Raw genomic sequence first — 25,872 nt, 5'->3', positions numbered from 1 at the left:
AAGAGGACGACAAACATGCGTAGTACAAAGGTATTTGCGACAATCATTGCCCTCGCGGCCTCCACACCGGTGCTCGCCGACGACGTCAAGGTCGGCGTCGGCATCTCCGGATGGACCGGCTTCGCGCCGTTGACGCTGGCGAAGGAGGCCGGCATCTTCAAGAAGAACGGTCTCGACGTGACGATCAAGAAGATCCCGCAGAAGGACCGCCACCTGGCGATCGCCTCCGGCGACATCCAGTGCGCCGCGACCACGGTCGAGACCTGGATCTCCTGGAACGCCAACGGCGTCGCCACCAAGCAGATCTTCCAGCTCGACAAGAGCTATGGCGCCGACGGCATGGCCGTGCGCAACGACGTCGCCGCGATCAAGGATCTGAAGGGCAAGACGGTTGCGGCTTCCGCCCCCGGCACCTCGCCCTATTTCGCGCTGGCCTGGATGCTCAAGAAGAACGGCCTCACCACGAAGGACGTGACCGTGGTGAATCTCGAGCCCGCCGCGGCCGCGCAGGCCTTCGTCTCTGGCCAGAACGACGCCGCGATGACCTATGAGCCGTATCTGTCGACCGTGCGCGCCGCCCCCGACAAGGGCAAGATCATCGCGACCACACTGGACTATCCGATCGTGATGGACACCTTCGGCTGCACGCCGAAATTCCTCAGCGAGAATCCGAAAGCAGCGCAGGCGCTCGCCGACAGCTATTTCGAGTCGCTCGACATGATCGCCAAGGATCAGGCCAAGGCCTATGAGATCATGGGCGCCGACGTGAAGCAGACCGGCGAGGCGTTCGGGAACTCCGCAAAATACCTGCGCTGGCAAGACAAGGCCGCGAACCAGAAGTTCTTCGCCGGCGACTTCCTGACCTTCAACAAGGAGGCTGCCGACCTCCTGCTCGAGATCGGCATCATCAAGGCTGCGCCGAAGGTCGAGGACCTCTTCGACGCCAGCTTCATCAAGTAGACTCCTGCAAGCTGCCGGTTCCGTCATGAGGCGGAGCCGGCGCATGACCATTCGGATAGACAGTTTGATGCGTCCCCTGGACCCTGTGACATCGAGGCAGCGCGTGGCCTATGGCCTTGCGTTCTTCGCGCTGTTCGTCGCCCTCTGGTCCTGGGCGACGTTTGGCGGCCACGTCTCGAAGACCTTCCTCGCCAACCCTCTGACCATGGTGCAGGAAGGCTACGACCTCTTGGCCAAGCAGGGCTTCCTGTTCGACATCGGCATGACGATCTGGCGCGTCGTCGGCGGCTTTGCGCTGGCCGCGATCATTGCGGTGCCGTTCGGCGTGTTGATGGGCGCCTACAAGCCGGTCGAAGCTTTCCTCGAACCGTTCGTCTCCTTCGCGCGATATCTGCCTGCTTCCGCCTTCATCCCGCTCCTGATCCTGTGGGCCGGCATCGGCGAGATGCAAAAGCTGCTCGTCATCTTCATCGGCTCGGTGTTCCAGGTCATCCTGATGGTCGCCGTGACCGTCGGCGCGACGCGGCGCGATCTGGTCGAGGCCGCCTATACGCTGGGCGCCAGTGACCGCGGCGTCATCCGCCGTGTGCTGCTGCCCTCCTCAGCGCCGGAGATCGCGGAAATTCTGCGGCTGGTGCTGGGCTGGGCCTGGACCTATGTCATCGTTGCCGAGCTGATCGGCTCGTCCTCCGGCATCGGCCACATGATCACCGACAGCCAGGCCCTGCTCAACACCGGCCAGATCATCTTCGGCATCATCGTGATCGGGCTGATCGGCCTCGTCTCCGACTTCCTGTTCAAGGCGTTCAACGCCTGGCTGTTTCCGTGGAAGCTCGCATGACGAGCCTCAAGATCGAACAGGTCTCGCGAACCTTCCCCGCGCGCCACGGCAATGCGCCGACCAGGGCGCTGGAGCCGACCGACCTCACCATCGGCAACAACGACTTCGTCACGATCCTTGGGCCCTCAGGCTGCGGCAAGTCCACGCTGCTTCGCATCGTCGCCGGCCTCGACCGTCCGACCTCGGGCCGCGTTACGCTCGACGGGCGCGAGGTGTCCGGCCCGGGCGCCGATCGCGGCATGGTGTTCCAGTCCTACACACTGTTCCCGTGGCTCACCGTGCGCGAGAACATCGCCTTCGGCCTGCGCGAGCGCGGCGTGTCCGAGGCGGAGCGTCACAAGGTCGCCGACACCTTCATTCGCCAGGTCGGGTTGTCCGGCTTCGAGAACCACTGGCCGAAGCAGCTGTCCGGCGGCATGCAGCAGCGCACCGCGATTGCCCGCGCGCTTGCCAACGATCCGAAAATCCTGCTGCTCGACGAGCCGTTCGGCGCGCTGGACAACCAGACCCGTGCCCTCATGCAGGAAATGCTGCTCGGAATCTGGGAGCGCGACCAGAAGACCGTCCTGTTCGTGACCCACGACATCGAGGAGGCGATCTTCCTCGGCAGCCGCGTCGTCGTCATGAGCGCGCGTCCCGGCCGGATCAAGGCCGAGATTGCCATAGACCTGCCGCATCCGCGCTCCTACAAGATCAAGACCACGCCGGAATTCGTCCAGCTCAAGGAACGGCTGGTCGAGGAAATCCGCACCGAGGCGCTGAAGGTTGCCGAACATGCCTGACACTCAGTCCCGCGCCAATGGCGAACGGGTTCTCGCCGACCTCAATGCGCTCCGTGCCATCGGCGCCTATAAGACCGGTGTGCACAAGCCGACGTTCTCCGAGCCGCACAAGCAATCGCTGGAATGGCTCGTGCGCAAGCTGCCCGATGCGAATCTCGCCGCCGCGATCGACGGCATCGGCAACGTCTTCGGCACCAGCCCAAAGTCTGGGCCGAAGCTTCTGGCGGGCTCGCATCTGGAAAGCCAGAATTATGCCGGCTGGCTCGATGGTCCGCTCGGCGTCGTCTATGCGCTCGAAGCCGCCCGTGTGCTCAATGCCGATCCCGCCGTGAAGGGCGCGGTCGAAGTCGCCGCCTGGTGCGACGAGGAAGGGCATTTCGGTAGCTTCCTCGGCTCGCGCTCCTATGTGGGGCAAGTGACCGAAGCTGAAATCGACGCCGCGCGCGACCGCACCAACGGACGGCCCATGCGCGATGCGCTCGCCGAGATGGGGCTCGCCGGACGCGCGCGTGTCGCCGTCGAGAAGGGGCGGCACGTCGGATATCTGGAGGCGCATATCGAGCAGGGCGACACGCTCGAGAGCGGCAAGCTCGCGGTCGGCGTCGTGACCTCCATCGTCGGCATCTGGCAATATCGCATCAATTTCACCGGCGAGCAGAACCACGCCGGCACGACACGCATGGCGGCGCGCAAGGATGCCGGCCTGGCGCTGGCGAAGTTCTGCGTCGCGATCGATGAGCGTTTCCCGGCCGCTTGCGGCCCGCGCACAGTCTGGACCACCGGCCGCATTACGCTCGATCCGGGCGCGCCGAGCATCATTCCGGGCGGCGCCGAAATGCTATTCCAGATCCGTGACGACGATCCTTCCGTCATCGCGCGGCTCGAGGAGCTGCTGCGCACGATGGCCGATGAGGTCAGCGCGAAGGGCCCCTGCAGCGTCACCATGGAAAAGATTCGCACCGGCGCGCCCGCGATGATGGACGCCGGCTTTCAGGATGCGATCGAAGCTGCGAGCAAGGCGGTCGCCGGCGGACGCTCCATCCGCATGCCCAGCGGCGCCGGCCACGATGCGCAGATGCTTGCGAGCATCATGCCCGCGGCGATGTTGTTCGTGCCGTCGATCGGCGGCATCAGTCATCACTGGACCGAGAATACTGCGGACGCCGACATCGTCGCCGGCGCGCAGGTCTTCGTCGATGCCTGCCGGCGGATCCTCGGCGGTTGATGCCGGCATCATGACCGGGAACGGCACCTATACCGAGGCTACGACCGGCTATTGGCAGGACTTGGCGCCGGACATCCCCGCACCCTTTTCGGCGACGCCACCCCATCGCTTCGGCTATCCCGTCACCCTGCCCTGCGGCCGCGTCCTCGTCCTGCCGCTGCGCCAATTGCCCGATGGCGACCGCGCCGTCGCCTCGCTCATCGCCAACCAGGCTTCAAACCTCGTCGTCGCCGCGCTTGCAGACCACATGGCGACCCAGGCGCGCGCATTGGATGCCGAGATCATCGTCGGACTGCCTACGCTCGGTCTTGCCTTCGCATCGCAGGTCGCCGAACGGCTCGGGCAGCCGCGCTATGTCCCGCTCGGTTACTCCCGCAAATTCTGGTACGACGATGCGCTGTCCGAGCCCGCGACCTCAATCACCAGCCCCGAAGCCGGGAAGAAGCTGCGGCTGGATCCGAATCTGCTGCCCTTGATCGAGGGCCGCCGCGTGGTGCTGGTCGACGATGCGATCTCGACCGGCGCAACCGCGATTGCTGCGGTGCGCCTGTTGCAGAAGATCGGCGTCGACATTGCCGGCATGGTCGTCGCGATGAAGCAAACCAATCGCTGGCAGGCTGTGACCGCGGCACTTCCGGTTCGCGCGGTCTACGGGTGCCCGCTCTTCCAGCGCAGCGACGCGGGCTGGATCCCGCTGGCGGAGACGCAGCCCGCCATTCCCTGATTGGCCGGGCGTCTCGCCCGACGTCACCAGGCGAGGTCTGCCAATTCGCGATTGCTGCGCGAGGCGCCGCCGAGCTCCGACTTGAGCAGTTTGGCGCGATAGGTCCAGCGATACAGCGGGTGCTCCAGCGTCAGCCCCATGGCGCCGAGGAATTGATGCAGGTCGTAGACGATGGGGTCGACCATGGTCTGCGCATAAGCAAGCGCCGTGACGGCGTCGGCATGCGTGGCGCTGTCGCTGCCGGCCTTGAACGCCAGCCATTTGGCCGCGGCGATCTTCGAGGCACAGGCGGCGAGCCGGTGCTGTATCGACTGAAACGTACCGAGCGGCCGGCCGAACTGACGGCGGTCGGTGACGTGCACGACGACACTGTCGAGGCCTCCCTGGAGTACACCGGGAATCTCGGCCGCCACAGCGAGTTGGGCGAGACGGCGCGCCAAAATCGGATCGGCGACGGCGCGCGCCCGTGCGAGGCAGCGTTCGGAATGGCGAAGCCGGCCCATGGGATAGGCGAAATAGGCATCGACGGTCTCGACGTCGTCGGCCGAGACCGGAAACCACGACGCGCCCACCTCCGACAGGACGAGGACTGAACGAGCAACCGGCAAGAAGCGCACCGCTTGCGCGGGATCACCAGCCAACACGGCCAGCGGCCGCGGCGCCTCAGGACAGATCAACGGCCGGATCACGGCTGATGCCGCGGCTTCCGCAATGGAAGCACTGCGGCAGACCTCGTGCACGACGAGGGCTGCTGTTGACACGCCGAATTCCGGGTAGGAGGCCGCGTCGAGCACGCCGTTCTCTTCCAGATCCGCATCAAGCTCGATATCGAAGGACGCTTTACCTCCAAGCACGAGCCGGCTCCTGGCGCGCGCGAGGACGGCCGATACCGTCGTCAGCAATGCGTCCTGGTCGTCGCTGATATCGAGAAACATGCGCCCTAGCTCCGCGGCAGGTTCAGATAGTCGGAGGCGACGATGCCGAGCTGGATCTCGGCCGCGCCCGAGGCGATGCCGGCCGCGATCGCGCGTTCATGATGCGGCTTGAGCAGCGGAAGAATGTCGCCCGAAAACGCCTCGGGAAGAAAGTCGAGCGCGAAATTGGCGACCGCGTGATCGGCCTCGACGATGGCGACACGCGCCAGCGACGATTCCGAATTCGGCGGCAAGCCGCGCGAGCGCTGGTCGACCACGCGATAGACCAGCATGCGCGCCGCCTCGCAGGTCGCGAGCGCCTGCCCGGCCCTGAACCTGACGATATCGTCGTTCCACGAGCCGTTTGTCTTCAGCTGCTCGACCATCTCGCCGAGCACGCGCGTGGACAGCTGATAACGCGGCAGGCCGATCCGCTCGTTGGCGAGCGCATAGGTGATCAGCGACCAAGCCTTGCCCTCTTCGCCGAGCATGCTGGATACGGGAACGCGGACGTCCTGGAAGAACACTTCGTGCAGGTCGCCATTGCCGACCAGCGCCGGGATCGGCCGCACCGTGATGCCGGGTGTCTGCATCGGGATCAGGAAGATGCAGATGCCGTCCTTGCGGCTGCCGCCGGTGCGCGCCAGCAGGAAGCAGTGCTGGGCAAGGCCGGCATAGGAGGTCCACACCTTGGAGCCGTTGATCACGAAATGGTCGCCGTCGCGATCGGCGCGCGTCCGCAGCGAGGCAAGATCGGAGCCCGCGGAGGGCTCCGAGAAACCCTGGCACCACACCGCATTGCCGGCAGCGATCTCAGGGATGTAGCGGGCCTTCTGCTCCTCGGAGCCGAAACGCAGGATGGTCGGGCCGATCCAGTTGACGTTCATGTATTGCGGGCCGCGCGGCTCGCCGACCGCCCACATCTCCTCGCCCAGGATGAAATGCTCCCACACCGAGCTGCCACGACCGCCATGCTCCTTCGGCCAGTGTGGGACGAGCAAGCCGGCCTCAGCGAGTTTGGCGCAGAACTCGCGCGAGAATTCGGTCTGCTGCTGCGAGCCGGGGCCGTGGCGCGCGATCTTCTCCCAATCGGGCGGCAGCTCACGCGCGAGAAACGACCTGACCTCGTCACGAAAGGCCTGGTCTCGGGCACTCCATTCGAAATTCATCATCCCCTCTCAGACGTTCGGGCCGATTGCGGCGAGGCCATCGACCGCGACGACGGATTCGCCGCGGCAGATGAGCGGATTGACGTCGAGCTCGCGCAGACGATCACGGTGGGCACAGGCGAGTGCGGAGATGCGACTGATCGTGCGCGCGAGCACGCGGCGATCGACCGGCGGCGAGCCGCGGAAGCCGTCGAGAATCGCAGCGCCCCGAAGCCGGGTGAGGAGCCACAACGCCTCGTGCTCGTCGACCGGCGCGAGCGCCGTTACACAGTCGCTCAGAAGTTCGGTCAGGACGCCGCCGAGGCCGATGACGATCATGGGCCCGAACAGCGGATCATTGCTCACGCCAACGATGATTTCCACGCCGGCCGGGACCATCTCCTGCACAATCACACCCCGCAGCCGCGCCGTCGGCGCCACGCTGGCGCAAGCGGCCATGATCCGATCATAGGCCGCGCGCACGGCCACATCGCCCGCGATACCGAGCACGACCCCGCCCGCGTCTGACTTATGCGCGATATCAGGGCTGTCGATCTTCATGGCGACCGTGCCGCCGATCGCGCGCGCAGCCTCCGCCGCGTGATCCGCGCTCGTGACCGTGACGTCGCGCGACGTCGCAATGCCGTAGGTCGCGAGCAGCGCCTTGGTCTCGGTCTCGCCGAGCACGGCCTCCTGCGGCGGAAGCAGCGCAGCGGCGCGCGCCTTGCGTTCGGCATCGATGACGAACCCGACCGGCAAATGCGCCGCACGCTCGGCCCGCGCAGTCCAGGCTGCAAGTGCCGCGAAGCAACGATCCATCGAGCGGAAGATCGCGATGTTGGGATCGCGCTCGATCACTTCGGAACCCGGCCCTTCCAGATATTGCGTCAGCCACACCGCGCAGATCGGCTTGCCATGCTTGCCGGCGAGCGCGCTGAGATGCGGAAGCCGTTCTGTCGCAGGTGCGTAGGCGTAGGGACAGCCATAGACCAGCGCGCCGTAGCCGGGATCGGAGAGCAGCGCGTCCGCGCAGGCCATCAGCGATTCCGAATCCGAGATCACCTGCGCCGTGACGTCGCAGGGATTGCGCGGAGCGCCAAACGGCGGAATGCGGGCCTCGAGCACGGTGCGCACGCGCGGCTCCGGCTGCGGCAGGGGCACGCCGTGCTGCTCGGCGCTGTCGGCCCCCATGATCGCGGCGCCACCAGAGCCTGCGAGCACCGCCACGCCCTCGGCGTTGGGCCGACCGACCTTGCCGAAGAAGGCGGCCGTCTCGATCAGGTCCTCGAAATTGTCAACGACGACGGCGCCGCCGCGCTCCAGCAAGGCGCGCCAGGACGCGTCCGAGCCGGCGAGCGAACCGGTGTGGGACAGTGCGGCGGCAGCACCGGTCTCGCCGGTGGCGAGCTTGAACACGATCAGCGGCTTGTCGTTGTCCCAGGCACGTTCGGCCGCAGCGAGCATCTTCAGGGGATGCGCGACGCCCTCGAAGGCGCAGGCGATGACGGCGCAGGCCGGATCTTCCGCCAGCACGGCAATCCAGTCGGCGACGTCGACATCGCCGGAATTGCCCGATGTCAGCACATGGCTAAACGACACGCCGCGCTCGATGGCCTGGGCCAGCGCGAAACCGAGCGCACCGGACTGGCTGACCAGCCCAATCGCGAATGGTGCCAGCGGCCGCGTTTCCGGCACCGCCGCAAACGTAATGCGGGCGCCGCTGGTGTAGTTCAGAAGGCCAACACAGTTCGGCCCGAGCAGGCGGAGGTTTGCCTGCCGTGCGCGGCGAACGATGCGGTTCTGGGTTTCGACGGCCTCGCGCGTGCCGATCTCGGCAAACCCCGAGGCGTAGAGCATGACGCTCGGAACGCCAGCCTCGATACAGGCCTCGATGATCGGCTCGACGGTGGCCGCGGGCGTCGTGACCAGGGCGACGTCGGGAATCGCCGGCAGCGCACGCAGGCTCGGATAGCACGGCGTCTCGCCGATCCGGTCGTATTTGTCGTTCACGAGAAACGTGCGGCCGCCGAAGAAGCCCTTCAGATTGGCGGCGGTGCGCGCGCCGAAGGACGCCGGCCGCGGCGAAGCACCGATGATCGCGACGCTTCTGGGGTCGTAAAGCGACCGCAGGTCGGCGCGACGATAGGGGTCGAGCCGTTCCGATGACGTCATGACGCGGCCGAAGCTTCGTGCTTCGCCTTCGCAATCTTGTGCAGATAAGCGAGATATCCGAACGGGATCCGGCTTGCACCATTGGCCTGGATGACAACGCCGGAAATCCAGGCCGCCTCATCGGAAGCGAGATAGACGCAGAGCGGGCCGATGTCGTCGGGCGTGCCGAGCCGGCCGAGCGGCACGACGTCGATCTGCTTCTGCGCTCGCGGGCCGGACATGAACTCGGAATTATCCTCGGTGAGCACCAGCCCCGGTGCGATCGCGTTGACGCGGATGCCGAGATGGCCCCACTCCACCGCCATGGTTCCCGTAAGATTGTCGACGCCGGCCTTGGCCGCGCCGTACTGGCCCGTCATGGGGTTGGGCTGCGAGGCGGAGCGCGACGTGATGTTGATGATGGAGCCGCCTGCCGTCATCGCGCGGGCCGCGGCCTGCGCGGCAAAGAAGGTCCATTTCAGATTGAGATCGACGACCCGGTCCCACTGCCCCTCGTCGAGATCGATCAGCGGACCGACATCCTCGCGCGCGGCACTGCCAGCATTGTTGACCCAGATGTCGAGCCGGCCGAATTCCGATAGCGCACGATCAACGATGGACTGCGCGGCACCGGGCTGTGCGATGTCATTGGCGAGAACCCGTGCATGACCGCCCTGCTCGCCTATTTGGGCCGCCGTGGCCTCCAGTGGCGCCGCGGTGCGTCCGGTGCAGATCACGGTCGCGCCCGCTTGTGCCAAAGCGCGGCTGATGCCCTTGCCGATGCCGCGACCGCCGCCGGTGACCACCGCGACCTTGCCCGCGAGAGAAAACATGACTTGCTCCTTCGGGCTTCCCCGCAATCAATCGTTGCCGACGAGATCGCCGAAGAGCTGCCACTTGCTCCTCTCGAAGCGCATCAGCTGCCACTGCTTGATCGGCGCGTAATCGGTCGGCGACGTCGATATCTTGATGCCGGGCAGCAGCGTGCCGACTTCGACCTCCTTGAGACTCGCGGCCTGCTTCATGACGTTCTCGCGGCTGAGATCGTCACCGCACTGCTTCAGCACCTCGACCAGCAGCAGCGCCGGGTTGTAGCCGTTGATGATCAGCGTGTCGGTACGATTGGCCTCCGGCAGATATTTGTCGAGGAAGGCGTTCAGCGCCTTGAAGTCCGCATCGTCGTTCCATCGGGTATCATTGGGATCCTTGAAATAGGTCGCCGAAACGATACCTTGCGCGTTCTCGAATCCAACCGGCTTGATCACGCTGCCGATCGAGGCCGAGGCAAAGCTCAGAAGCTGGAGCGGCTTCCAGTTCAGCTCGTTGATCTTCTTGATGGCTTGCGCCGCGAATTTCGGCGTTGCCATGTTGAAGAAGACGTCGGCGCCGCTCGCCTTCAGCTTCACGATGTGGGAGTCGATGGTCGGTTCGGTCACGTCGAAGGATTCCTCTGCGACGATCATCGCCTGCGCCTTGTCGCCGAGGCCGGCCTTGATGCCCTTGAGGTAATCCTTCCCGAAATCGTCGTTCTGATAGAAGATGGCGATCTTGGCGCCCGGCTTCTCCTTCAGGACGTATTTCGCGTAAGCCTTGCCCTCGGTTTCGAGCGAGGGCGCAAAGCCCATGCTCCAGGGGAAATTCTTCGGATCGTTCCACTTCGCGGCCGCGCTGGAAACGAAGAGCTGCGGCACCTTCTTCGCGTTGAGATATTTCTGCACGGCCGAGTTGGTCGGGGTGCCGACCGCGTTGAACATGAAGAGCACCTCGTCGCTCTCGACGAGCTTGCGGGTCTGCTCGACCGTCTTCGGCGGCGAATAGGCGTCGTCATACGACAGGAACACGATCTTCCGGCCGTTGATGCCGCCCTCCTCGTTGATCTTGCGGAAATAGGCTTCGCCGGTCTTGGCGATGAGACCGAAGCCCGAGGCGGGCCCGCTATAGGCGGCGGTGTTGCCGATCTTGATCTCGGTGTCGGTGACGCCGGGACCGTATTTCTTCTCGCCCGCCATCGCCTGACAGCTGACTGCCAGCAGCGCCCCGACCGCGATGATGCCCGCCCTGATCGCCACCTCTTTCCTCCCGCAACGTCTGTTTCAGTTGTTGACGGGTTACCTACCACGTTAGTTGCTTGCTGACTAGCAAGTAATTGAAGGGCCACCCACGCAACGCGAACGGCCATGCGGCCCCGCGCCGCAGCGCGCGGGGCCAGCGCCGAAAGGTCTTGATGGAGGGAATGCCGTCGTACCGGGCCGTCAAGTGGGCTCGATCGGCCGGAAGCTACCGGCGCGCTTCAGCGCGCAACTCTCCGCGGCGCGGACCTCGCCTTGGCACCGGTCCCGGCTTTGGTCTTGCCGGAGGGGGCTGGCTTCGAGGCCGGCGCCGTCAGGCGGTCGATGAAGAGATCGGCGACGAATTCGGCATCCTCGCCGAGCTTTCTCGTGTCGCCGGTCACCAGCGCCTGGATGCAGATGCCGCTGATCGCGCCGGAGATCGCGCGCACGTTCTGCTCGATATCGACGTCCTTGCGCAGTTCGCCCATCTTGCGCGCCTGCAACAGGTAGGCGCGGAGATTATCGCGATAGAGCGCATGCAGCTCGGCGATGCGCGGCTTCAATTCGGGCACCGTGCCGGTGGAATCTACGATCAGATGGTACAGCGCGATCGCCGAGTCCGGCATGTCGCGCACCGCCTCCATCTGGATCCGGATGCGCTCGGCGAGCGCCGCACAGCCGGTGCGACCGTCTATCCGCCGCTCGACCTGGCGCATGAAGCGGTCCTGGATCGTATCGATCACGGTCTCCAGCAGGTGGAGCTTGGTACCGAAGCGCTGCACCGGAAGACCACGGCTGTAGCCGGCCTCGACGCCGATATCGGCGAGGCTCGCACCGGACGTGCCGTGCCTGCCGATCAGCGCCACCGCCGCCCGCAGCATCCGCCGGTCCGACTCCTTACGCCGCCGCTCCTTGGAGCCGATGATCGGCGCCGCCTTCTCTGTGTCGTTGCCGGCTGTCACGAACCGTCGATTCCCCTCACCCACGATGAAACCGCGGGCACGGTACACGCGGGTGGGAGGTTTGTCAGTGGGGTCGGCGGAGCTATCTGCGCGATTGGCCACGTCCAATTTGCGGGCGCGATCGAATGATCCCGGCCTGGTCGCCGGCCACCCGAGCCGGCGTTGCGCCGGTCGAGTTGAGCCGGATTGAGCAAAGCATGGCTGCTTTGGGAAAGACGCAGGAGCGGCGCGACACCTACAATTTGGCCCCAGAAAGCCCACGCCGAAGGTCTTCCATGTCCAGTATCGCCGCAACCGCCGCCTCCATTGTCGATGCCTTGAAGGCGGTGGCCGGCAACCCGCCAAAGGTCCGCGCGAGCTTCGCCAAAGGCTGGTGCGTTCGCGGTACCTACACTTCGTCGGACCGGGCGGGCGAAGTCACGCGATCGCTGAGTTTTACGAAACCATCGCGCGTGCTGGCACGCTTCTCGGTCGGCGGCGGCAATCCTGACGTCGCCGACACCAACAATCTGGTGCTGCGCGGCTTCAGCTTCAAGCTCGGCGACGACGACCACCGCTCCGACATTCTCGTGGAGAGCGCGCCCGTGCATTTTGCACGAACGCCGGACCAGATGCTGGCCTTCCTCGAGGCGCGCATCCCGGGGCCGGATGGCAAGCCTGATATGGCGAAGGTCAAGGCCTTTTCCGCGGCCAACCCCGAAACACTCAATCAGGCGGACTACGTCGCCGCACGCCGGGTGCCCGGAAGTTTTGCCGGCACGACCTATTGGGGCGTGCATTCCTTTCCGGCGACGAATGCGGAGAATGAGACCCGCTTCATCAAGTTCAAGGTCGTTCCGGCCCGCGGCGAGATGACCCTGACCGAGGACGAAGCCGGGACGAAGCCGGCCGACTTCCTGCACGATGATCTCGGCACAAGGATCGCGGCCGGCACGGCCCGCTTCAACGTGATGGCGCTGCTCGACCGCCCCGGCGACCCCACCATGGACGTGACCATTCGCTGGCCGGATGAGGATCATCGCGACGAGGTGCGCCTGGGCACGATCGTGATCACGGGCTTCGAACCGGACCAGGCCTGCGACGCCACCATCTTCAATCCTGCCAATCTCGCCGACGGCATCGGCCACCCGCCGGACGAGATCTTTGCAGCGCGGCGCGCCGCCTACACGATCTCGCTCGCGACACGCCGTTGAGGACGGAAGCCGCCCGGCTTCACGTCTCGCCGCCCGAAACGCCGAGCATCTCGCGGCGCCACGCTGCCGGGCTGACGCCGACGATCGAGGAAAATACGCGCGTGAAGTGACTCTGGTTGGCAAACCCGGCCGAGATCGCGATCTCCGACAGCGGCAGGTCGCGCACGCTCATCAACTGCTTGGCGGCCTTCACGCGCTGCTGAAGCAGCCATTGGTGCGGCGGCACGCCGACGGAGATGCGAAACGCGCGTGAGAAATGGCTGACCGAAAGCTCGAGCTCGGTCGCGATCCTCTGCAACGAGAGCTTGCCGCCGAGGTCCGACTCCAGCCTCTCGCAGGCGCGCCTCGCCTGCCATGGCGCAAGACCGCCCCGCGCGAGGCCGGACGTGCGCTGAAGCCCGCCATAGGTCTGGGCGACATGGGCGGTCAGCCCGAGCATCATGTGATCGATGAAGAGCTGATTGGCCTCGTCCGGCCTGCGCAGACCCTCCTGCAGCGAGGCGCCGATGTGGCGGATGATTCCGTCGTCATGGCCAACGCCGATCTGACAATCGAGCTCGTCGACCCGCGGCGCGTTGCACTGTTCGGCGATGCTGTCGAGCGCCGAGCGTGGAATGTAGAAGAACAACGAGTGAAACGGCTTGTCGATCACGTAGCGCGGATCGCGCTTGAGGTCGTAGAGATAGGTCGTCCCTGCATGGACGTCCGCCGTCATGATGCATTTGCCAAGCTCCCAGAGCTCGCAATCCGGGTAGTCGTGAAGCTTCAGGCTGACGAGAAAGGCGTCCTCGGCGGCGAGCGATCCGGACAGGCCGGGCACCGGGTGGTCGTTCCGGGTTTCGGTGACCGCAAGCTCGGCGCTGCGCAGCGAGCGCGCCACCAGCGCGGGCGGCGCATCCTTCAGACGCAGGAATTGCCCGAGCCGCTGTCCGTAGGCGCCTGCCTGTGTCATCGAGTTGGCCCTTCTGCGGAACTCCTGGTGCACCACAGCGCCCCGCAATCTCCGAAACGCATTATCGGACACCCGCCAGCGGCTGTCCACGCGCGCGCCCCGAGGGAACCAGCCCTCGCTCCGACCCACCCACATCGGCGCAACGGGACGATTTCGCAGCAAGATCAACGCCGTTTCATGTTCCGCCCATCCGGGGGCCGATCACGCGTTTTCACAAATGCACGACAAATGCAGCGGCGTTCCGTGCAGGTGTCGCATCGCTAGAACGAGGTGCCGCCACCGAACCTGAACTCCTGGACGTTGTCATATTTGCCCTTCGTCAGCGGCACGGCATAGTCGAAGCGCAGCGGCCCGAAAGGCGAGGCCCAGATCAGGCCGACGCCGACCGACGAGCGCACCACGTTGCCGTCGTCATATTGCAGCCCGCAGGTCGGGCAGGCCTTGGTGTTGACCTCGCCCGTGGCCGACCAGGACGTCGGCCCCTGGTAACCCCAGAGCGAACCGGCGTCGGCGTAGACCGCGCCCTTCAGGCCGACTTCCTTGGGCAGGAACCAGAACGGCATCTGCAACTCCAGGGACGCGCCCCAATATTTCGTGCCGCCAAGCGAGTCGCCGGTGGAGCCGTAGTTGAGATAGGTGATGTCGCGCGGACCGATGCCGTTGGAGGCGAAGCCGCGCACGAGGTTCGGGCCCATCTGGAAATGATCCAGCATGCGCAGATCCTGATCGCCGACCTTGCTGAGGATGCCGCCCTGGAGGTGGATCACGCTGACGATCTCGGAAACGAGCGGCGTGTAGTACTTGGTGTCCACCGCGGTCTTCAGATAGGTGACGTCGCCGCCGACGCCGGCGAAATCCTGCCGGAAGTCGATCAGCAAGCCGTCGGTCGGGTTCTTGGTGTTGTCCAGCGTGTTGTAGTTCAGCGTGTAGCCAAGCGCCGACGTCCAGGTCCGACCGTTCGCCAGTTCCTTCCGGACCGGCAGGCTCGACTCGCCGTCGCCGTAGCAGCCGTAGCCATAGACGCCGGAATCCGTGGAATTGGTCGGGTCCGCGCCGCCGAGAACGTTCTTGATGTAGGCGGGTGTCGGGTTGAAGGCCAGCGACGAATTGGCCGCATTGTTGTTGCAGTTGTTATAGGCGCTGGCGAGCGTGATGCTCTGCTGATAGAGCGAGTAGCGGAGCTGGAGCGAGAGATCCTCGCGCAGCGCAAAGCCCAGGCGCGGCGAGAATCCCAGCGTCGTCACGCCGTAGCTGGTGTAGCTGTTCGACAATTGCTGGCGCCAGGAGACGTCCAGTCCGAGCGCGAGGCGGTAATCGAGCAGATAAGGCTCGACGAACGACAGCGATATGCCGCGCGAATACTGGCCGTAGCTGACCGACGCCTTACCATAGAGTCCGCGGCCGAGCAGGTTGCGCTCGGAAATCGAGACTTCGGCCAGCGCGCCGTCGCTGGTGGAGTAGCCGCCCGAGATCGAGAAATCGCCGGTCGATTTCTCTTCCATATCGACGATCAGGATGACGCGGTCGCTGGAGGAGCCCGGCTCGGTGACGATCTTGACGCTCTTGAAGAAGTCGAGGTTCTTCAACCGCCGCTCGGCACGGTCGACCAGCGCGCGGTTGTAGGCATCGCCCTCGGCGAGGTCGAATTCGCGCCGGATCACGTAGTCCCGGGTCCGCGTGTTGCCGCGAAGGTTGATGCGCTCGATATAGGTTCGCGGGCCTTCGTCGATGTTGAACACGACGGAGACCGTATGCGCCTCGAAATTCCGGTCCCCGCTCGGCCGCACGATGGCGAAGGAATAGCCGCGGCGCGATGCTTCGATCTGCATTTCTTCGGTCGACTTCTCGACCGATTCGACGTTGTAGAGCGAGCCGGCAGCCACGCGCGAATAGGTGCGCAGCGATCCCGCGTCGAAATTGGGAATGCTGGAGCGGAAGTCTACCGAACCGACGCGATACTGCTGGCCTTCGTCGATCTTGAAGGTGACGAGGAAGCCCTTCTTCTCCGGATCGTATTCGGTGAGCGCCGCCACGACCTGGACGTCGGCAAACCCGTTCTTGAGATAGAAGCGGCGGATCAGGTCGCGATCGGCCTCGACACGATCGGGATCGTAGATGTCGTTGTTGCCGAGGAAGCTGAGCAGATTGCTCTCATGCGTCTTGATCACGTCTCGCAGGCGCGACGCCGAGTAGGCGCTGTTGCCGATGAACTCGACCGACTTGACCGAAGTCTTGGCACCCTCCGCAACCGTGAAGATGAGGTCGACGCGATTGTTCGGCTGCTCGATGATTTCGGGCGTGACGCGCACGTCGTAGCGGCCCGAGCGCCGGTAGATTTCGGCGATGCGCAGCGTGTCGGACTGCACCAGCGCCCGCGAGAAGGTCCCGCGTGGCTTGGACTGGATTTCGGCCGAAAGCTGTTCGTCCTTGATCTTCTTGTTGCCCTCGAAGGCGATGCGGCCGATCACGGCGTTTTCCACCACCGACACCACGATGCGGCCACCCGCCTGGTTGATCTTCACATCCTGAAACAGACCGGTGCCGATCAGTGCCTTGAGTCCGTCGTCGATGGCGGGCTGATCGAGCCGCCCGCCGGGACCGGGCCTGAAGTAGGAGCGGACCGTTTCGGCCTCGACGCGGCGGTTGCCTTCAACAACGATCGTCTCCACGCTCTGCGCGGCCGCCGGCTGCGGCAACAGCGCAAGGGGAAGCGAACTCGCAATCGATACGCCGCTCATCACCGCAACAATCAGCCAGGCCCGCAAAAAACACATTCCACACCTCAAGAGCACCTAGCCTGCTCTGAAACGAAACGGCTGTGGCCGTGGTGTGGCTTTGAGATTTCTGTACTGTTTCCGGTCATTGAATTTGATTGGCGGATCAGCCACGTGGGCGCTGCGGCCAGGGCGACCCGGCGGACCTCCGGCATCGAACGACCCGGTCTTGCAGCCATTGCAGGCGCGCACCCCGCGCCAACGCGCAGCAACATCGCGCAATGCCTGAATTCTTTACAGGCTCTTGGGCCGGTGCGAGAGGCGACGACATCAGGAACTCGCATGGGGAATTTGCCGATGAACGCGATTGTCATGACCAGAGCGGTGCTGGCCGCCCTCCTCGCCTCGACCCTCTCTGCTCATGCCGCGACCAACGGCAAGCGCGATCGACCGCAGACGACACAAAGTCCGGTTTACGATTACGGTCCGCGCGGCCCCAACCGTTCCTTCCAGTCCGGTCCGCGCACCCGCATCTATGTGAGCAAGCGGTCCTGGCTCGATGGAGGCACCGAGGTGCTTCCCGGCGAGCGCAAGTTCAGCGACTACGCTTTTCCACCCGGCACTTCGTTCGCCCGCGGGAACAACAACCGTCCGCTCGACCGCCAGCCGCTCAGCCCCGACTCGGATCTCGGTGGGTTTGCGCAGCGAATCCCAATTTCCTGGTAGCTCGCTTTCGGCAATCTCGACGGTTGCCTCGATGAGCGAGGCGACCAGCGACGTCCCGTCGCATTCGGCGACATTCCGCCACTCGGAGGGCTGCGATTGCGCGCGAGCGAAAATGACGTCCGCATGCGCGCATCTGCCGCACGCAACATGTGCGCGCCTCGAGTTTTCCAAAACGCATCTTGAATCATTCCAAAATCGCGCGCTGCGCGTTCGAGCAATTCTATTTTGCGCGTGTGGAATTCCGACCGCTTCACCAATAGAAGTCCGCATCGTTCGACGCGCGTCAGCATGCAGCTGCGCGCGTTCGAGCAATGTCAGTTCGGCGAAATTGGGGATCATCACTGGTGGGCGTTGCTTTGTCGGAGAGGAAGCGTCGTTGGTTTGGAAGCGCAGCTGCAATCAACGCGACGATGTTTGGTTCGGTCGTATTCGTATCTGTTGATCTCTTGCCTTCCCAGGCACTGGCCCAGAGCAGCAACCTGCCGCCGGTCACCGTCGAAGCGCCGGACGCACCGAAGACACGCAGCACCGCCGCGTCCAATCAGCGCCCACGTTCTGCGCGTCCGGCTTCGGCGAGCCGGCGCGCCAACGTCGCGGCCGATCAGAATCGGGCTCCGCAGGCGGCCGCAGGCGCGAATGGCGCGACAACCGGTTACGTCGCGACCGGCAGCTCCGCCGGCACCAAGACCAACACGCCGCTGATCGAGACGCCGCAGTCTCTCTCGGTGGTGACCAAGAAGGAGCTCGAAGATCGCAACGTCCAGACGCTCAAGGACGCCGTCAACTATACGCCCGGCGTCACGACCTCGGCGTTCGGGTACGATCCCCGCTTCGACAGCTTCTACATTCGCGGCTTTGACGTGACCTACACGGGCATCTATCGCGATGGCCTGCGTCAGGGCGGCGGCAACTTCGCCATTCCCAAGATCGAGCCCTATGGACTCGAAAGCGTCTCGATTCTCCGTGGACCGGCCTCCGGCCTTTACGGCCTCGGCTCTCCGGGCGGCATCGTCGACGTCACGACGAAGCGGCCGCCGATGACGGCGTTCGGCGAGGTGCAATTGCAGGCCGGCAATTACGATCGCTACCAGGGCAGCTTCGACGTCGGCGGACCGGTCCCCGGCAGCGATCAATTGTACTATCGGCTCACGGGCCTGCTGCGCGACGCCAAGACCTGGTTTCCCGGCAATGATGACGACCGCGCCTATATCGCCCCTGCCCTGACATGGAAACCGAATCTCGATACGACGTTCACGATCCTCGGTGAGTATCAGACCAGCCGTACCGCCGCGAGCATCGGAAACGCGCGCACGGTCGATGGAAAGCTGACCAACATCTATTCGAACGATCCGGCGTTCAGCGCCATGGACCAGAAGCAGTTCCGCATCGGTTATGCGTTCGAGCACAATGTCGACGACACCTGGACCGTCCGGCAGAACTTCCGGTTCTATCAGGTCGGCGTGGACGCGAAATACACCCAGATTGATTCGATCGACGAAGCGACCCAGACCGCGTCGCGTTCTGCCTGGCGTATCGTGGACAATTTCAAGACCGCCACCCTCGACAACCAGGCCGAAGCCAAGTTCATGCTCGGCGCAGTCAAGAACACCGTCCTGTTCGGCGTCGATTACAGTCATTCCCATTACGACGACAAGATCGGGTACGGGCCGGCGCCCGATCTCAATCTTGCGACCATGAACTACGGCGCCCAGGCGATCGCCTCGCCAGCATTCTCGATCTTCACCAAACAGTCGACCGACGAGGTGGGCGTCTATGTACAGGAGCAAGCCAAGCTCGGCGGATTCATCCTGACGCTCAACGGCCGTCAGAGCTGGGTGTCGCAGAGCACGACAACGACGCTGGACGGAACGCCAGAGACATCGAAGCCTTCGGCCTTCACTGGTCGCGCAGGTCTGAGCTATGTGTTCGACAACGGCGTTGCGCCCTATGTCAGTTACGCCACGTCGTTCAGCCCGCAGACCGGTGTCGACGTCACGGGCGCCACTTTCAAGCCGACCACCGGCGAGCAGACCGAAGCGGGCGTCAAGTATCAAATGCCGAATTTTCCGCTGCTGCTGACCGCTGCCGTTTTCGACATCAAGCAGGACAATGTTCTGCGTACCAATGCCGACAACATCGCGTTCCAGGCGGCGACCGGACAGATCGAGTCCAAGGGACTGGAGCTCGAGGCCAAGCTGGCGCTCAAGCCGGGCTTCGATCTCACCGCGGCGTACACCCACCTCAACGTCGTGATCACGCGCGGCAATAGCGATACGACCGGCAACGAGTATTCCGGCATCCCGAGAGACTCGTTCGCAGCGTTCGGCAAGTACACGTTCCAGTCCGGCGTGCCGGTGGAAGGGTTGGGACTGGGTCTGGGCGTGCGCTATATCGGCGCGAACTTCGGCAACGACCAGAATACGTTCGAGAATGCGGCTGCCACGTTGTTCGACGCCGTGGTCGACTACGATCTCGGCAAGCTCGACCGCAGCTTCCGCGGCGCCTATATGCGCGTGAATGCCACCAACCTGTTCGACAAGAAGTATGATACCTGCCAATCCGGCTATTGCTACGCCAGCGCACGGCGTCAGGTGATCGGCACGTTGAGCTATCGGTGGTAGCGAGCGCCCGCGACTCAACGGTGTGGCGTGCTTCGCTGCACCCATACTACCACTCCGTCATCCTGAGGTGTGAGCCATGGGACGCAGCGCGTCCTATGGGGAGCCTCGAAGGATGTACGGCCGGGATGCAGCCGGGCCGTCGCCCTTCGAGAGCCGCTGAAAAAGCGGCCACCTCAGGGGGACGGGGATGGATTGGCCTCGCTGTTTCAGCGTCGTCTCTGCGCTCGCAATGACGGAGCATGAGGCTACGACTTCGCTCTTCCAACCTGCATTTCAAATCGCAGACACGCCTTCGCAGCCTCGCGGCGCATTTCGCCCGAGCTTTGCTTGGTCGCTCCACCCTCTTGACCAAGAGGGCGCAGGGAAGGCCGGGTGCTGACCTCGCACCCGCGGTCCGCTGCGCGAAAAGCACACGCAGAAAAACCGCACAGCAGCATACAGGTGGTGCCGATCACTCGGCCTTCCCTGCGCGATGGTTGGACGGCTTATGCCGTGCTCTCCCGGGAGCCGAACTTTCCTTCTGGCCTCCCTCCCCCCGCGAATTGACGATGCTGTCCGCCCGGTTGGGCTCGCACACACCTCCGCGAAAGCTTGACCGTAGCAACGACGGCCAGGACCACACGGTTTTGCCGTACGCACGGCCCGCCCTATCGCCGCAGTTTTCCCGGCCCTGTCGACGAAGCCGGAAACTTACAGACGAGACGAACCTGACAGCGCCGCTCGTCCGCACGCGGTTTCGAGCTCACAGGGACTACCCGCCCTGCCCGCACCTCTCGTGCCGACGCTGCCGCGTCCACCGCAAGCCCGGCTCGCAATCAAGACGACAACGAGATCGCCCCTCAAGGATGAGCCGGGATGAACGACACATACGCTAAAACCGAATTTCGGTAAAGTGGAATATTTTTGCCAAGAGGGGTTGACGGGGTGGCGAAACAGGCCGGTGTTTTGCCCCGGCCGGCCGCCCGCGATACCCCGCAACATCTGTTTACATCCAGCAACATTCGCCCTGCCGAAACGCCACGATCGCCCGGCTAGTGGTTCCAGCCTCGCCCTGCCCCTGGGAGGGCCGTGAGTGCCCCCTCCTTCCGGGGCGAGGCCAATGGATTTCAGCCGATTTGATGCCGTCACACTTGTTCGTCGCAGTCCCCGTGCCATCCGCAAAGGAGAATCATCATCCGACGCCCAGCCTGTTGCGCGGAGCACTGTCGCGTGCCGGATCGGTCTGCCTCGCGCTGATGCTGATCGGCTCTTTGACCGCCTGTGCGGTCGGCCCTGATTATGCCGGGCCGCCCAGGCTGGACCTGCCTTCGCACTGGAGCACCCAATCGACGTCACGACGGCAGGCCGGCAAGCTCGATCGCTGGTGGCTGCGCCTGCGCGATCCCCTGCTCAATCGGCTGATCGAACAGGCCGTCGAAGCCAACCCTGACGTCGCCAAGGCCAAAGCGGCCGTGCGCGAGGCGCGCGCGACGGTCCAGCAGACCGGCGCCGGCCTGTTTCCTTCGGTCAGCGGCACGGCCTCGGTGACCAACAACAAGACCAGCGCCAGCTCCTCCTCCGTCCTCGTCGACAGCGCGCCCTACACGCTTCATCAAGGAAGCTTCGATTCGAGCTGGGAGCTCGACCTGTTCGGCGGCACGCAGCGCAGTATCGAGGCGGCGGTGCGCGGGGCACAATCGACCGAAGAGGATCTGCGCAACAGCCTCGTCACGCTGATTGGCGACGTCGCCGCCTATTACGTGGAAGCGCGGGGCTATCAGGCCCGGATCGCACTCGCGCAGCGGACAGCGGTCTCGCAGCGCGACACCGAGAAGCTCACCCGCAGCAAATACGACGCGGGCAGCGGCAACGCCGTCGATCTCGCCAAGGCCACCGCGCAAGCCGCCAGCACCGAAGCCAACGTTCCGACCTATCAGGCCGCGCTCGCCGCCGACATTCACCGGCTCGGCATCCTGCTCGGGCGGCCGCCCGACGGCGTCGCCGCGCTGATGGCGCAGTCCGCCCCGGTGCCGGCACCGCGCATGCCACTGCCCACGGGCCTGCCCGCCGATCTCCTCATGAGCCGCCCCGACGTTGCCAGCGCCGAGCGCAAGCTGGCGCAAGCGACCGCCAAGATCGGTCAGGCCGAGGCCGACCGCTACCCGGCGGTGTCGTTGACCGGCTCGGTCGGCACCTCGGCGCTGCGCGCCGGGGATCTCGCCAAATATTCCAGCCTGAGCTGGTCGGTCGGGCCTTCCGTCACGGTCCCGGTCTTCGATGCCGGCAAACGCCAGGCCACGGTCAGGATCGCGGAGGCGCAACGCGACCAGGCCTTCGCCACCTTCCATTCGACCCTGCTCACCGCGCTCGAGGACGTCGAGAACGCCCTGGTCTCGCTATCCCGCGAACGCGTGCGCGCCACCAAGCTGACGGAAGCGGCGAAGAACTACCGCGAGGCCGCAAAGCTGTCGCGGTCGCTGTTCGAAACCGGCAGCGCCAGCTTCATCGACGTGCTGGACGCAGAACGCTCGCTCTATTCGGCCGAAGACTCGCTGATCCAGAGCAAGGTGTCGGCCGCCAAGGACTACATTTCCCTCGCGAAGGCACTCGGCGGCGGCTGGTCCGACCCGGTCGACGTGTCGACACCGATCATCGTGGACGCCAACACGGGGCCTCACTTCCGGGAGACGGTCAAGTGACCGAGATCATGACCGTCAAACGCGTGAAGATCGCCGCTGCCGTGTTTGCGGTCGTGGCCACCGGCGTCGTCGCGGCCACGCGCATTCCGGGGACGTCGGGCAAGACGCAATCCTACATCACCGCGCCGGTCACCGTCAGCGATCTGCGCGAGGAAGTGCTCGCGAGCGGAACGCTCAAGCCGGCGCGGCTGACCGCGGTCGGTGCGCAGGTGTCGGGCCGGATCACCGCGCTCAACGTCCGCGTCGGCGACCGCGTCAAGGCCGGCGACATCATCGCCCAGATCGATCCCGTCACCAAGCAGAACGATCTGCGCAGCTCGGAAGCCACGCTGAAGAACTACCGCGCGCAGAAGGTCGAGAAGGAGGCCGCGCTGGTGCTGGCCGAAGCGAACCTTGCGCGCCAGCAGGCGACGTTGGCGCAGCGCGCCACCTCACGCAGCGATTTCGACAGCGCGGATTCGACCGCGCGCCAGACCCGCGCCCAGATTGCCGCGCTCGACGCGCTGATCGTGGGCGCCGAAGCCAGCGTCGAGACGGCCAAGGTGAACCTCGACTATACAAGGATCACCGCGCCGATCGACGGGACGGTGCTGGCCACCGTGGCGCAGGAAGGGCAAACCGTCAACGCGGTGCAGTCCGCGCCGACCATCGTCGTGCTCGGCCAGCTCGAGACGATGACGGTGCGCGCGGAGATTTCCGAGGCCGACATCGTCAAGGTCAAGCCGGGGCAATCGCTCTACTTCACCATCCTCGGCGACCAGAACCATCGCTACGAGGCCCGGCTGGAGCAGATCGAGCCGGCGCCCGAATCGATCAAGAGCGATGCGAGCTTCTCCTCGACCAGCACGACGTCGAGCTCGAGCTCGAGCTCATCGAGCTCGACCAGCACGGCGATCTACTACATCGGCGTCTTCAACGTCCCGAACAAGGATCTGTCGCTCCGAACCTACATGACCGCCGAGGTGCACATCGTCACCGGCGAGGCCAAGCGCGTGAAGGTCATCCCCTCGCTCGCGGTGATGCGGAAATCCGACGGGCGCAACATCGTCCGCACCCTCGGCGCGTCGGGTGACGTTCGCGAACGCGAGGTCAAGACCGGCCTCAACGATCGCACCACGGTCGAGATCAGGTCCGGCCTCGACGAGGGCGAACGGGTCGTCACCGGAGAAGCCAACGAGCAGACCGCATCGCACGGGATGCCGGGCGGCCCGGCGGGAGGTCCCTGACATGGCCGATCCGATCATCGCGCTTGACAACGTCCGGCGGGAGTTCGCGGCCGGCGACGCCAGCGTGATTGCGCTCGACGACCTCTCGCTGGGCATCCAGCCGGGCGAGATGGTGGCGATCATCGGCTCGTCCGGATCGGGCAAATCGACGCTGCTCAACATCCTCGGCTGCCTCGATCGCCCGACGTCGGGGGCCTATCGCGTCGCCGGCAAGAACGTCTCCGAGCTGGATGCCGATGAACTGGCCGCGCTGCGCCGCGAGCATTTCGGCTTCATCTTCCAGCGCTACCACCTGCTCGGCGACCTCTCCGCCGCCGAGAACGTCGAGATCCCCGCGATCTATGCCGGGATGAAGGCCCGCGAGCGCCGCAGCCGCGCGGAACAGCTTCTCGCAAGGTTGGGGGTGAACGACCGGCGCGGCCATCGCCCGAACCAGCTTTCGGGGGGCCAGCAGCAGCGCGTCTCGATCGCACGCGCGCTGATCAACGGCGCCGAGGTCATCCTGGCGGACGAGCCGACCGGCGCGCTCGACCGGCGCAGCGGCGAGGAAGTCCTGAAGATCCTCAAGGAGCTGCATCGCGAGGGGCGGACGATCATCATCGTCACCCACGATGCGGATGTCGCCGCGAGGGCCGAGCGCGTCATCGAGCTGCGGGACGGCAAGATCGTCTCCGACCGCCGCACCGAGACTCACGATTCTTCGGAGCCGCCTGCCGCCATGGCCCGAACCTCCTGGGACAGTGCCCCCGGCTGGTCCGGCGCATTGCGGCGCCTGCGCGAGGCCTCGCGGATGGCGCTGGTGTCGATGGCCGCGCACCGGCTGCGCGCGTTCCTGACCATGCTCGGCATCATCATCGGCATCGCCGCAGTGTCGTCGGTCGTCGCGCTCGGCAACGCCTCCCAGCGCAAGGTCCTGTCCGACATATCGAGCCTCGGCACCAACACCATCGAGGTGTTTCCCGGCAAGGACTTCGGCGATGCGCGCGCCGGCAAGATCAAGACGCTGGTGGTCGACGATGCCCGCGCGCTCGACCGGCAGGGCTTCATCGCCGGGGTCACGCCGACGGTGTCGACCAGCACGACGGTGCGCTATCGCGGCAACGAGTCCAACGTGCTGGTCAACGGCGTCGGCGAGAGCTATTTCCTGGTCAAGGGCGCCAAGCTCGCGAAAGGACGCTTGTTCGACACCGAGGCCGTCCGCAACATCGAACGGCAGGCCGTCATCGACGACAACACCCGCAAGACCTTCTTCGCCGACGACCAGACCTCGGGCATCGGCCGCGTCATCTGGCTCGGCAAGGTGCCCTGCCGCATCGTCGGCGTCATCGCCCAGCAGCAGGGCGGGTTCGGCTCGAACCAGAACCTGTCGGTCTACCTGCCCTACACCACCGTGCAGGCCCAGTTCACCGGCGACCGTTCGCTGCGCAGCGTCCTGCTCCGGATCAGCGACGAGATCTCGACCAATCTGGCGCAGGACGCCGTGACGACGCTGCTGACGCAGCGGCACAACACCAAGGATTTCGTCATTCTCAACACCGACGACATCCGCCGCACCATCACCAGCACGACGCAGACCCTGGCGTTCCTCGTCGCGGCGATCGCGGTCATCTCGCTGGTCGTCGGCGGCATCGGCGTCATGAACATCATGCTGGTGTCCGTCTCCGAGCGGATCAGCGAGATCGGCGTGCGCATGGCGGTAGGCGCAAGGCGCAGCGACATCCTCCAGCAGTTCCTGGTCGAGGCGACCCTGATCTCGTCGATCGGCGGCATCGCCGGCATCCTGATCGCGATCCTGCTCGGCGTCGCCATCAACATCGCGGCGCCGGGATTCCAGGTCACCTATTCGATGTTCTCGATCGGCGCGGCGTTCCTGACCTCGACCGGGATCGGGGTCGCCTTCGGCTTTTTCCCCGCCCGCCGCGCCGCCTTCCTCGACCCCGTGGTGGCGCTGAGCCGTGACTGACCGTAGGATTGCACCATGTCCGTAGTTCTTCGGGCGAGACA

19 protein-coding genes are annotated in these 25,872 nt (G+C 65.1%); 11 read left to right on the top strand and 8 right to left on the bottom strand.

The genetic code is table 11. The features are described 5' to 3' along the window. Positions 1 to 15 precede the first annotated feature (15 nt). The 5 genes from AC1RUR_RS24985 (at position 16) to AC1RUR_RS24965 (ending at position 4,532) form a co-directional block, all read left to right on the top strand. Complete coding sequence (locus AC1RUR_RS24985) at positions 16 to 960, top strand: ABC transporter substrate-binding protein (RefSeq protein WP_492848879.1); 945 nt, start codon at positions 16 to 18, stop codon at positions 958 to 960. 67 nt (positions 961 to 1,027) lie between these two features. After that, positions 1,028 to 1,801, top strand: coding sequence for an ABC transporter permease (locus AC1RUR_RS24980; protein WP_492849042.1), 774 nt, complete (start codon positions 1,028 to 1,030; stop codon positions 1,799 to 1,801). Continuing rightward, entirely contained in the window at positions 1,798 to 2,583 is a 786-nt protein-coding gene (locus tag AC1RUR_RS24975) for an ABC transporter ATP-binding protein (RefSeq protein WP_492848877.1), read from the top strand. The genes AC1RUR_RS24980 and AC1RUR_RS24975 overlap by 4 nt, the downstream gene beginning before the upstream one ends. Beyond that, positions 2,576 to 3,808, top strand: a complete 1,233-nt coding sequence (locus AC1RUR_RS24970; RefSeq protein WP_492848876.1) for a Zn-dependent hydrolase — start codon at positions 2,576 to 2,578, stop codon at positions 3,806 to 3,808. Before AC1RUR_RS24975 ends, AC1RUR_RS24970 begins: the two co-directional genes overlap by 8 nt. Then, positions 3,780 to 4,532: a phosphoribosyltransferase gene (locus tag AC1RUR_RS24965; protein WP_492848874.1), complete on the top strand. Its 753-nt coding sequence runs from the start codon at positions 3,780 to 3,782 to the stop codon at positions 4,530 to 4,532. Before AC1RUR_RS24970 ends, AC1RUR_RS24965 begins: the two co-directional genes overlap by 29 nt. A 23-nt stretch (positions 4,533 to 4,555) precedes the next feature. On the opposite strand, the gene AC1RUR_RS24960 is transcribed toward AC1RUR_RS24965, so the two are convergent. The 6 genes from AC1RUR_RS24960 to AC1RUR_RS24935 all read right to left on the bottom strand — a co-directional run bounded on the left by AC1RUR_RS24960 (position 4,556) and on the right by AC1RUR_RS24935 (position 11,758). Next, positions 4,556 to 5,467, bottom strand: a complete 912-nt coding sequence (locus tag AC1RUR_RS24960; protein ID WP_492848872.1) for an acyl-CoA dehydrogenase family protein — start codon at positions 5,465 to 5,467, stop codon at positions 4,556 to 4,558. A 5-nt stretch (positions 5,468 to 5,472) separates the two neighbouring features. Next, the gene (locus AC1RUR_RS24955; protein ID WP_492848870.1) at positions 5,473 to 6,618 is read right to left on the bottom strand and encodes an acyl-CoA dehydrogenase family protein; all 1,146 of its coding nucleotides are present in this window, start codon (positions 6,616 to 6,618) and stop codon (positions 5,473 to 5,475) included. Positions 6,619 to 6,624: 6 nt separating this feature from the next. Next, positions 6,625 to 8,766: an acetate--CoA ligase family protein gene (locus AC1RUR_RS24950; protein ID WP_492848868.1), complete on the bottom strand. Its 2,142-nt coding sequence runs from the start codon at positions 8,764 to 8,766 to the stop codon at positions 6,625 to 6,627. Continuing rightward, on the bottom strand, positions 8,763 to 9,578 hold the full coding sequence (locus AC1RUR_RS24945) for an SDR family NAD(P)-dependent oxidoreductase (RefSeq protein WP_492848866.1): 816 nt from the start codon (positions 9,576 to 9,578) through the stop codon (positions 8,763 to 8,765). Before AC1RUR_RS24945 ends, AC1RUR_RS24950 begins: the two co-directional genes overlap by 4 nt. Before the next feature lie 27 nt (positions 9,579 to 9,605). Further along, complete coding sequence (locus tag AC1RUR_RS24940) at positions 9,606 to 10,754, bottom strand: ABC transporter substrate-binding protein (RefSeq protein WP_492849040.1); 1,149 nt, start codon at positions 10,752 to 10,754, stop codon at positions 9,606 to 9,608. A 281-nt stretch (positions 10,755 to 11,035) separates the two neighbouring features. Continuing rightward, positions 11,036 to 11,758: a TetR/AcrR family transcriptional regulator gene (locus tag AC1RUR_RS24935; RefSeq protein WP_492848864.1), complete on the bottom strand. Its 723-nt coding sequence runs from the start codon at positions 11,756 to 11,758 to the stop codon at positions 11,036 to 11,038. A gap of 275 nt (positions 11,759 to 12,033) precedes the next feature. Between AC1RUR_RS24935 and AC1RUR_RS24930 the strand changes: the two genes are divergently transcribed. Continuing rightward, the gene (locus AC1RUR_RS24930) at positions 12,034 to 12,951 is read left to right on the top strand and encodes a catalase family peroxidase (protein WP_492848863.1); all 918 of its coding nucleotides are present in this window, start codon (positions 12,034 to 12,036) and stop codon (positions 12,949 to 12,951) included. A 19-nt stretch (positions 12,952 to 12,970) separates the two neighbouring features. Here AC1RUR_RS24930 and AC1RUR_RS24925 read toward each other — a convergent pair whose 3' ends face one another. Together AC1RUR_RS24925 and bamA are read right to left on the bottom strand one after the other, a co-directional pair. Then, positions 12,971 to 13,903, bottom strand: a complete 933-nt coding sequence (locus tag AC1RUR_RS24925) for a helix-turn-helix domain-containing protein (protein WP_492848860.1) — start codon at positions 13,901 to 13,903, stop codon at positions 12,971 to 12,973. Between the two features lie 260 nt (positions 13,904 to 14,163). Next, positions 14,164 to 16,677: an outer membrane protein assembly factor BamA gene (gene bamA / locus AC1RUR_RS24920; RefSeq protein WP_492848859.1), complete on the bottom strand. Its 2,514-nt coding sequence runs from the start codon at positions 16,675 to 16,677 to the stop codon at positions 14,164 to 14,166. 297 nt (positions 16,678 to 16,974) lie between these two features. Here bamA and AC1RUR_RS24915 point away from each other — a divergent pair, with 297 nt between their 5' ends. From AC1RUR_RS24915 to AC1RUR_RS24895, 5 genes are all read left to right on the top strand, one after another. Then, positions 16,975 to 17,343, top strand: coding sequence for a hypothetical protein (locus AC1RUR_RS24915; RefSeq protein WP_492848858.1), 369 nt, complete (start codon positions 16,975 to 16,977; stop codon positions 17,341 to 17,343). 446 nt (positions 17,344 to 17,789) lie between these two features. Next, positions 17,790 to 19,964 (top strand): TonB-dependent siderophore receptor, encoded by a 2,175-nt coding sequence (locus tag AC1RUR_RS24910; protein ID WP_492848856.1) that lies wholly within the window; start codon positions 17,790 to 17,792, stop codon positions 19,962 to 19,964. A gap of 1,148 nt (positions 19,965 to 21,112) precedes the next feature. After that, a complete protein-coding gene (locus AC1RUR_RS24905) occupies positions 21,113 to 22,642 on the top strand; it encodes an efflux transporter outer membrane subunit (RefSeq protein WP_492848854.1) in 1,530 nt (509 codons plus the stop codon). Then, the gene (locus tag AC1RUR_RS24900; RefSeq protein ID WP_492848852.1) at positions 22,639 to 23,868 is read left to right on the top strand and encodes an efflux RND transporter periplasmic adaptor subunit; all 1,230 of its coding nucleotides are present in this window, start codon (positions 22,639 to 22,641) and stop codon (positions 23,866 to 23,868) included. Before AC1RUR_RS24905 ends, AC1RUR_RS24900 begins: the two co-directional genes overlap by 4 nt. 1 nt (position 23,869) lies before the next feature. Continuing rightward, on the top strand, positions 23,870 to 25,831 hold the full coding sequence (locus AC1RUR_RS24895) for a MacB family efflux pump subunit (protein ID WP_492848850.1): 1,962 nt from the start codon (positions 23,870 to 23,872) through the stop codon (positions 25,829 to 25,831). Positions 25,832 to 25,872: the final 41 nt, after the last annotated feature.

It is taken from the genome of Bradyrhizobium sp. GW821-FHT12B03 (genome assembly GCF_058807535.1).
This window is presented reverse-complemented; position numbering and strand designations above follow the sequence as displayed.

What these genes read in the sequence shown, in the direction of transcription:
- AC1RUR_RS24915 (WP_492848858.1), top strand. Translation starts at nt 16,975, where the DNA reads ATGAACGCGATTGTCATGACCAGAGCGGTGCTGGCCGCCCTCCTCGCC.
- AC1RUR_RS24985 (WP_492848879.1), top strand. Translation starts at nt 16, where the DNA reads ATGCGTAGTACAAAGGTATTTGCGACAATCATTGCCCTCGCGGCCTCC.
- AC1RUR_RS24975 (WP_492848877.1), top strand. Translation starts at nt 1,798, where the DNA reads ATGACGAGCCTCAAGATCGAACAGGTCTCGCGAACCTTCCCCGCGCGC.
- AC1RUR_RS24965 (WP_492848874.1), top strand. Translation starts at nt 3,780, where the DNA reads ATGCCTGCCGGCGGATCCTCGGCGGTTGATGCCGGCATCATGACCGGG.
- AC1RUR_RS24955 (WP_492848870.1), bottom strand. Translation starts at nt 6,618, where the DNA reads ATGATGAATTTCGAATGGAGTGCCCGAGACCAGGCCTTTCGTGACGAG.
- AC1RUR_RS24925 (WP_492848860.1), bottom strand. Translation starts at nt 13,903, where the DNA reads ATGACACAGGCAGGCGCCTACGGACAGCGGCTCGGGCAATTCCTGCGT.
- AC1RUR_RS24970 (WP_492848876.1), top strand. Translation starts at nt 2,576, where the DNA reads ATGCCTGACACTCAGTCCCGCGCCAATGGCGAACGGGTTCTCGCCGAC.
- AC1RUR_RS24930 (WP_492848863.1), top strand. Translation starts at nt 12,034, where the DNA reads ATGTCCAGTATCGCCGCAACCGCCGCCTCCATTGTCGATGCCTTGAAG.
- AC1RUR_RS24895 (WP_492848850.1), top strand. Translation starts at nt 23,870, where the DNA reads ATGGCCGATCCGATCATCGCGCTTGACAACGTCCGGCGGGAGTTCGCG.
- AC1RUR_RS24960 (WP_492848872.1), bottom strand. Translation starts at nt 5,467, where the DNA reads ATGTTTCTCGATATCAGCGACGACCAGGACGCATTGCTGACGACGGTA.
- AC1RUR_RS24980 (WP_492849042.1), top strand. Translation starts at nt 1,028, where the DNA reads ATGCGTCCCCTGGACCCTGTGACATCGAGGCAGCGCGTGGCCTATGGC.
- bamA (WP_492848859.1), bottom strand. Translation starts at nt 16,677, where the DNA reads ATGTGTTTTTTGCGGGCCTGGCTGATTGTTGCGGTGATGAGCGGCGTA.
- AC1RUR_RS24950 (WP_492848868.1), bottom strand. Translation starts at nt 8,766, where the DNA reads ATGACGTCATCGGAACGGCTCGACCCCTATCGTCGCGCCGACCTGCGG.
- AC1RUR_RS24945 (WP_492848866.1), bottom strand. Translation starts at nt 9,578, where the DNA reads ATGTTTTCTCTCGCGGGCAAGGTCGCGGTGGTCACCGGCGGCGGTCGC.
- AC1RUR_RS24940 (WP_492849040.1), bottom strand. Translation starts at nt 10,754, where the DNA reads ATGGCGGGCGAGAAGAAATACGGTCCCGGCGTCACCGACACCGAGATC.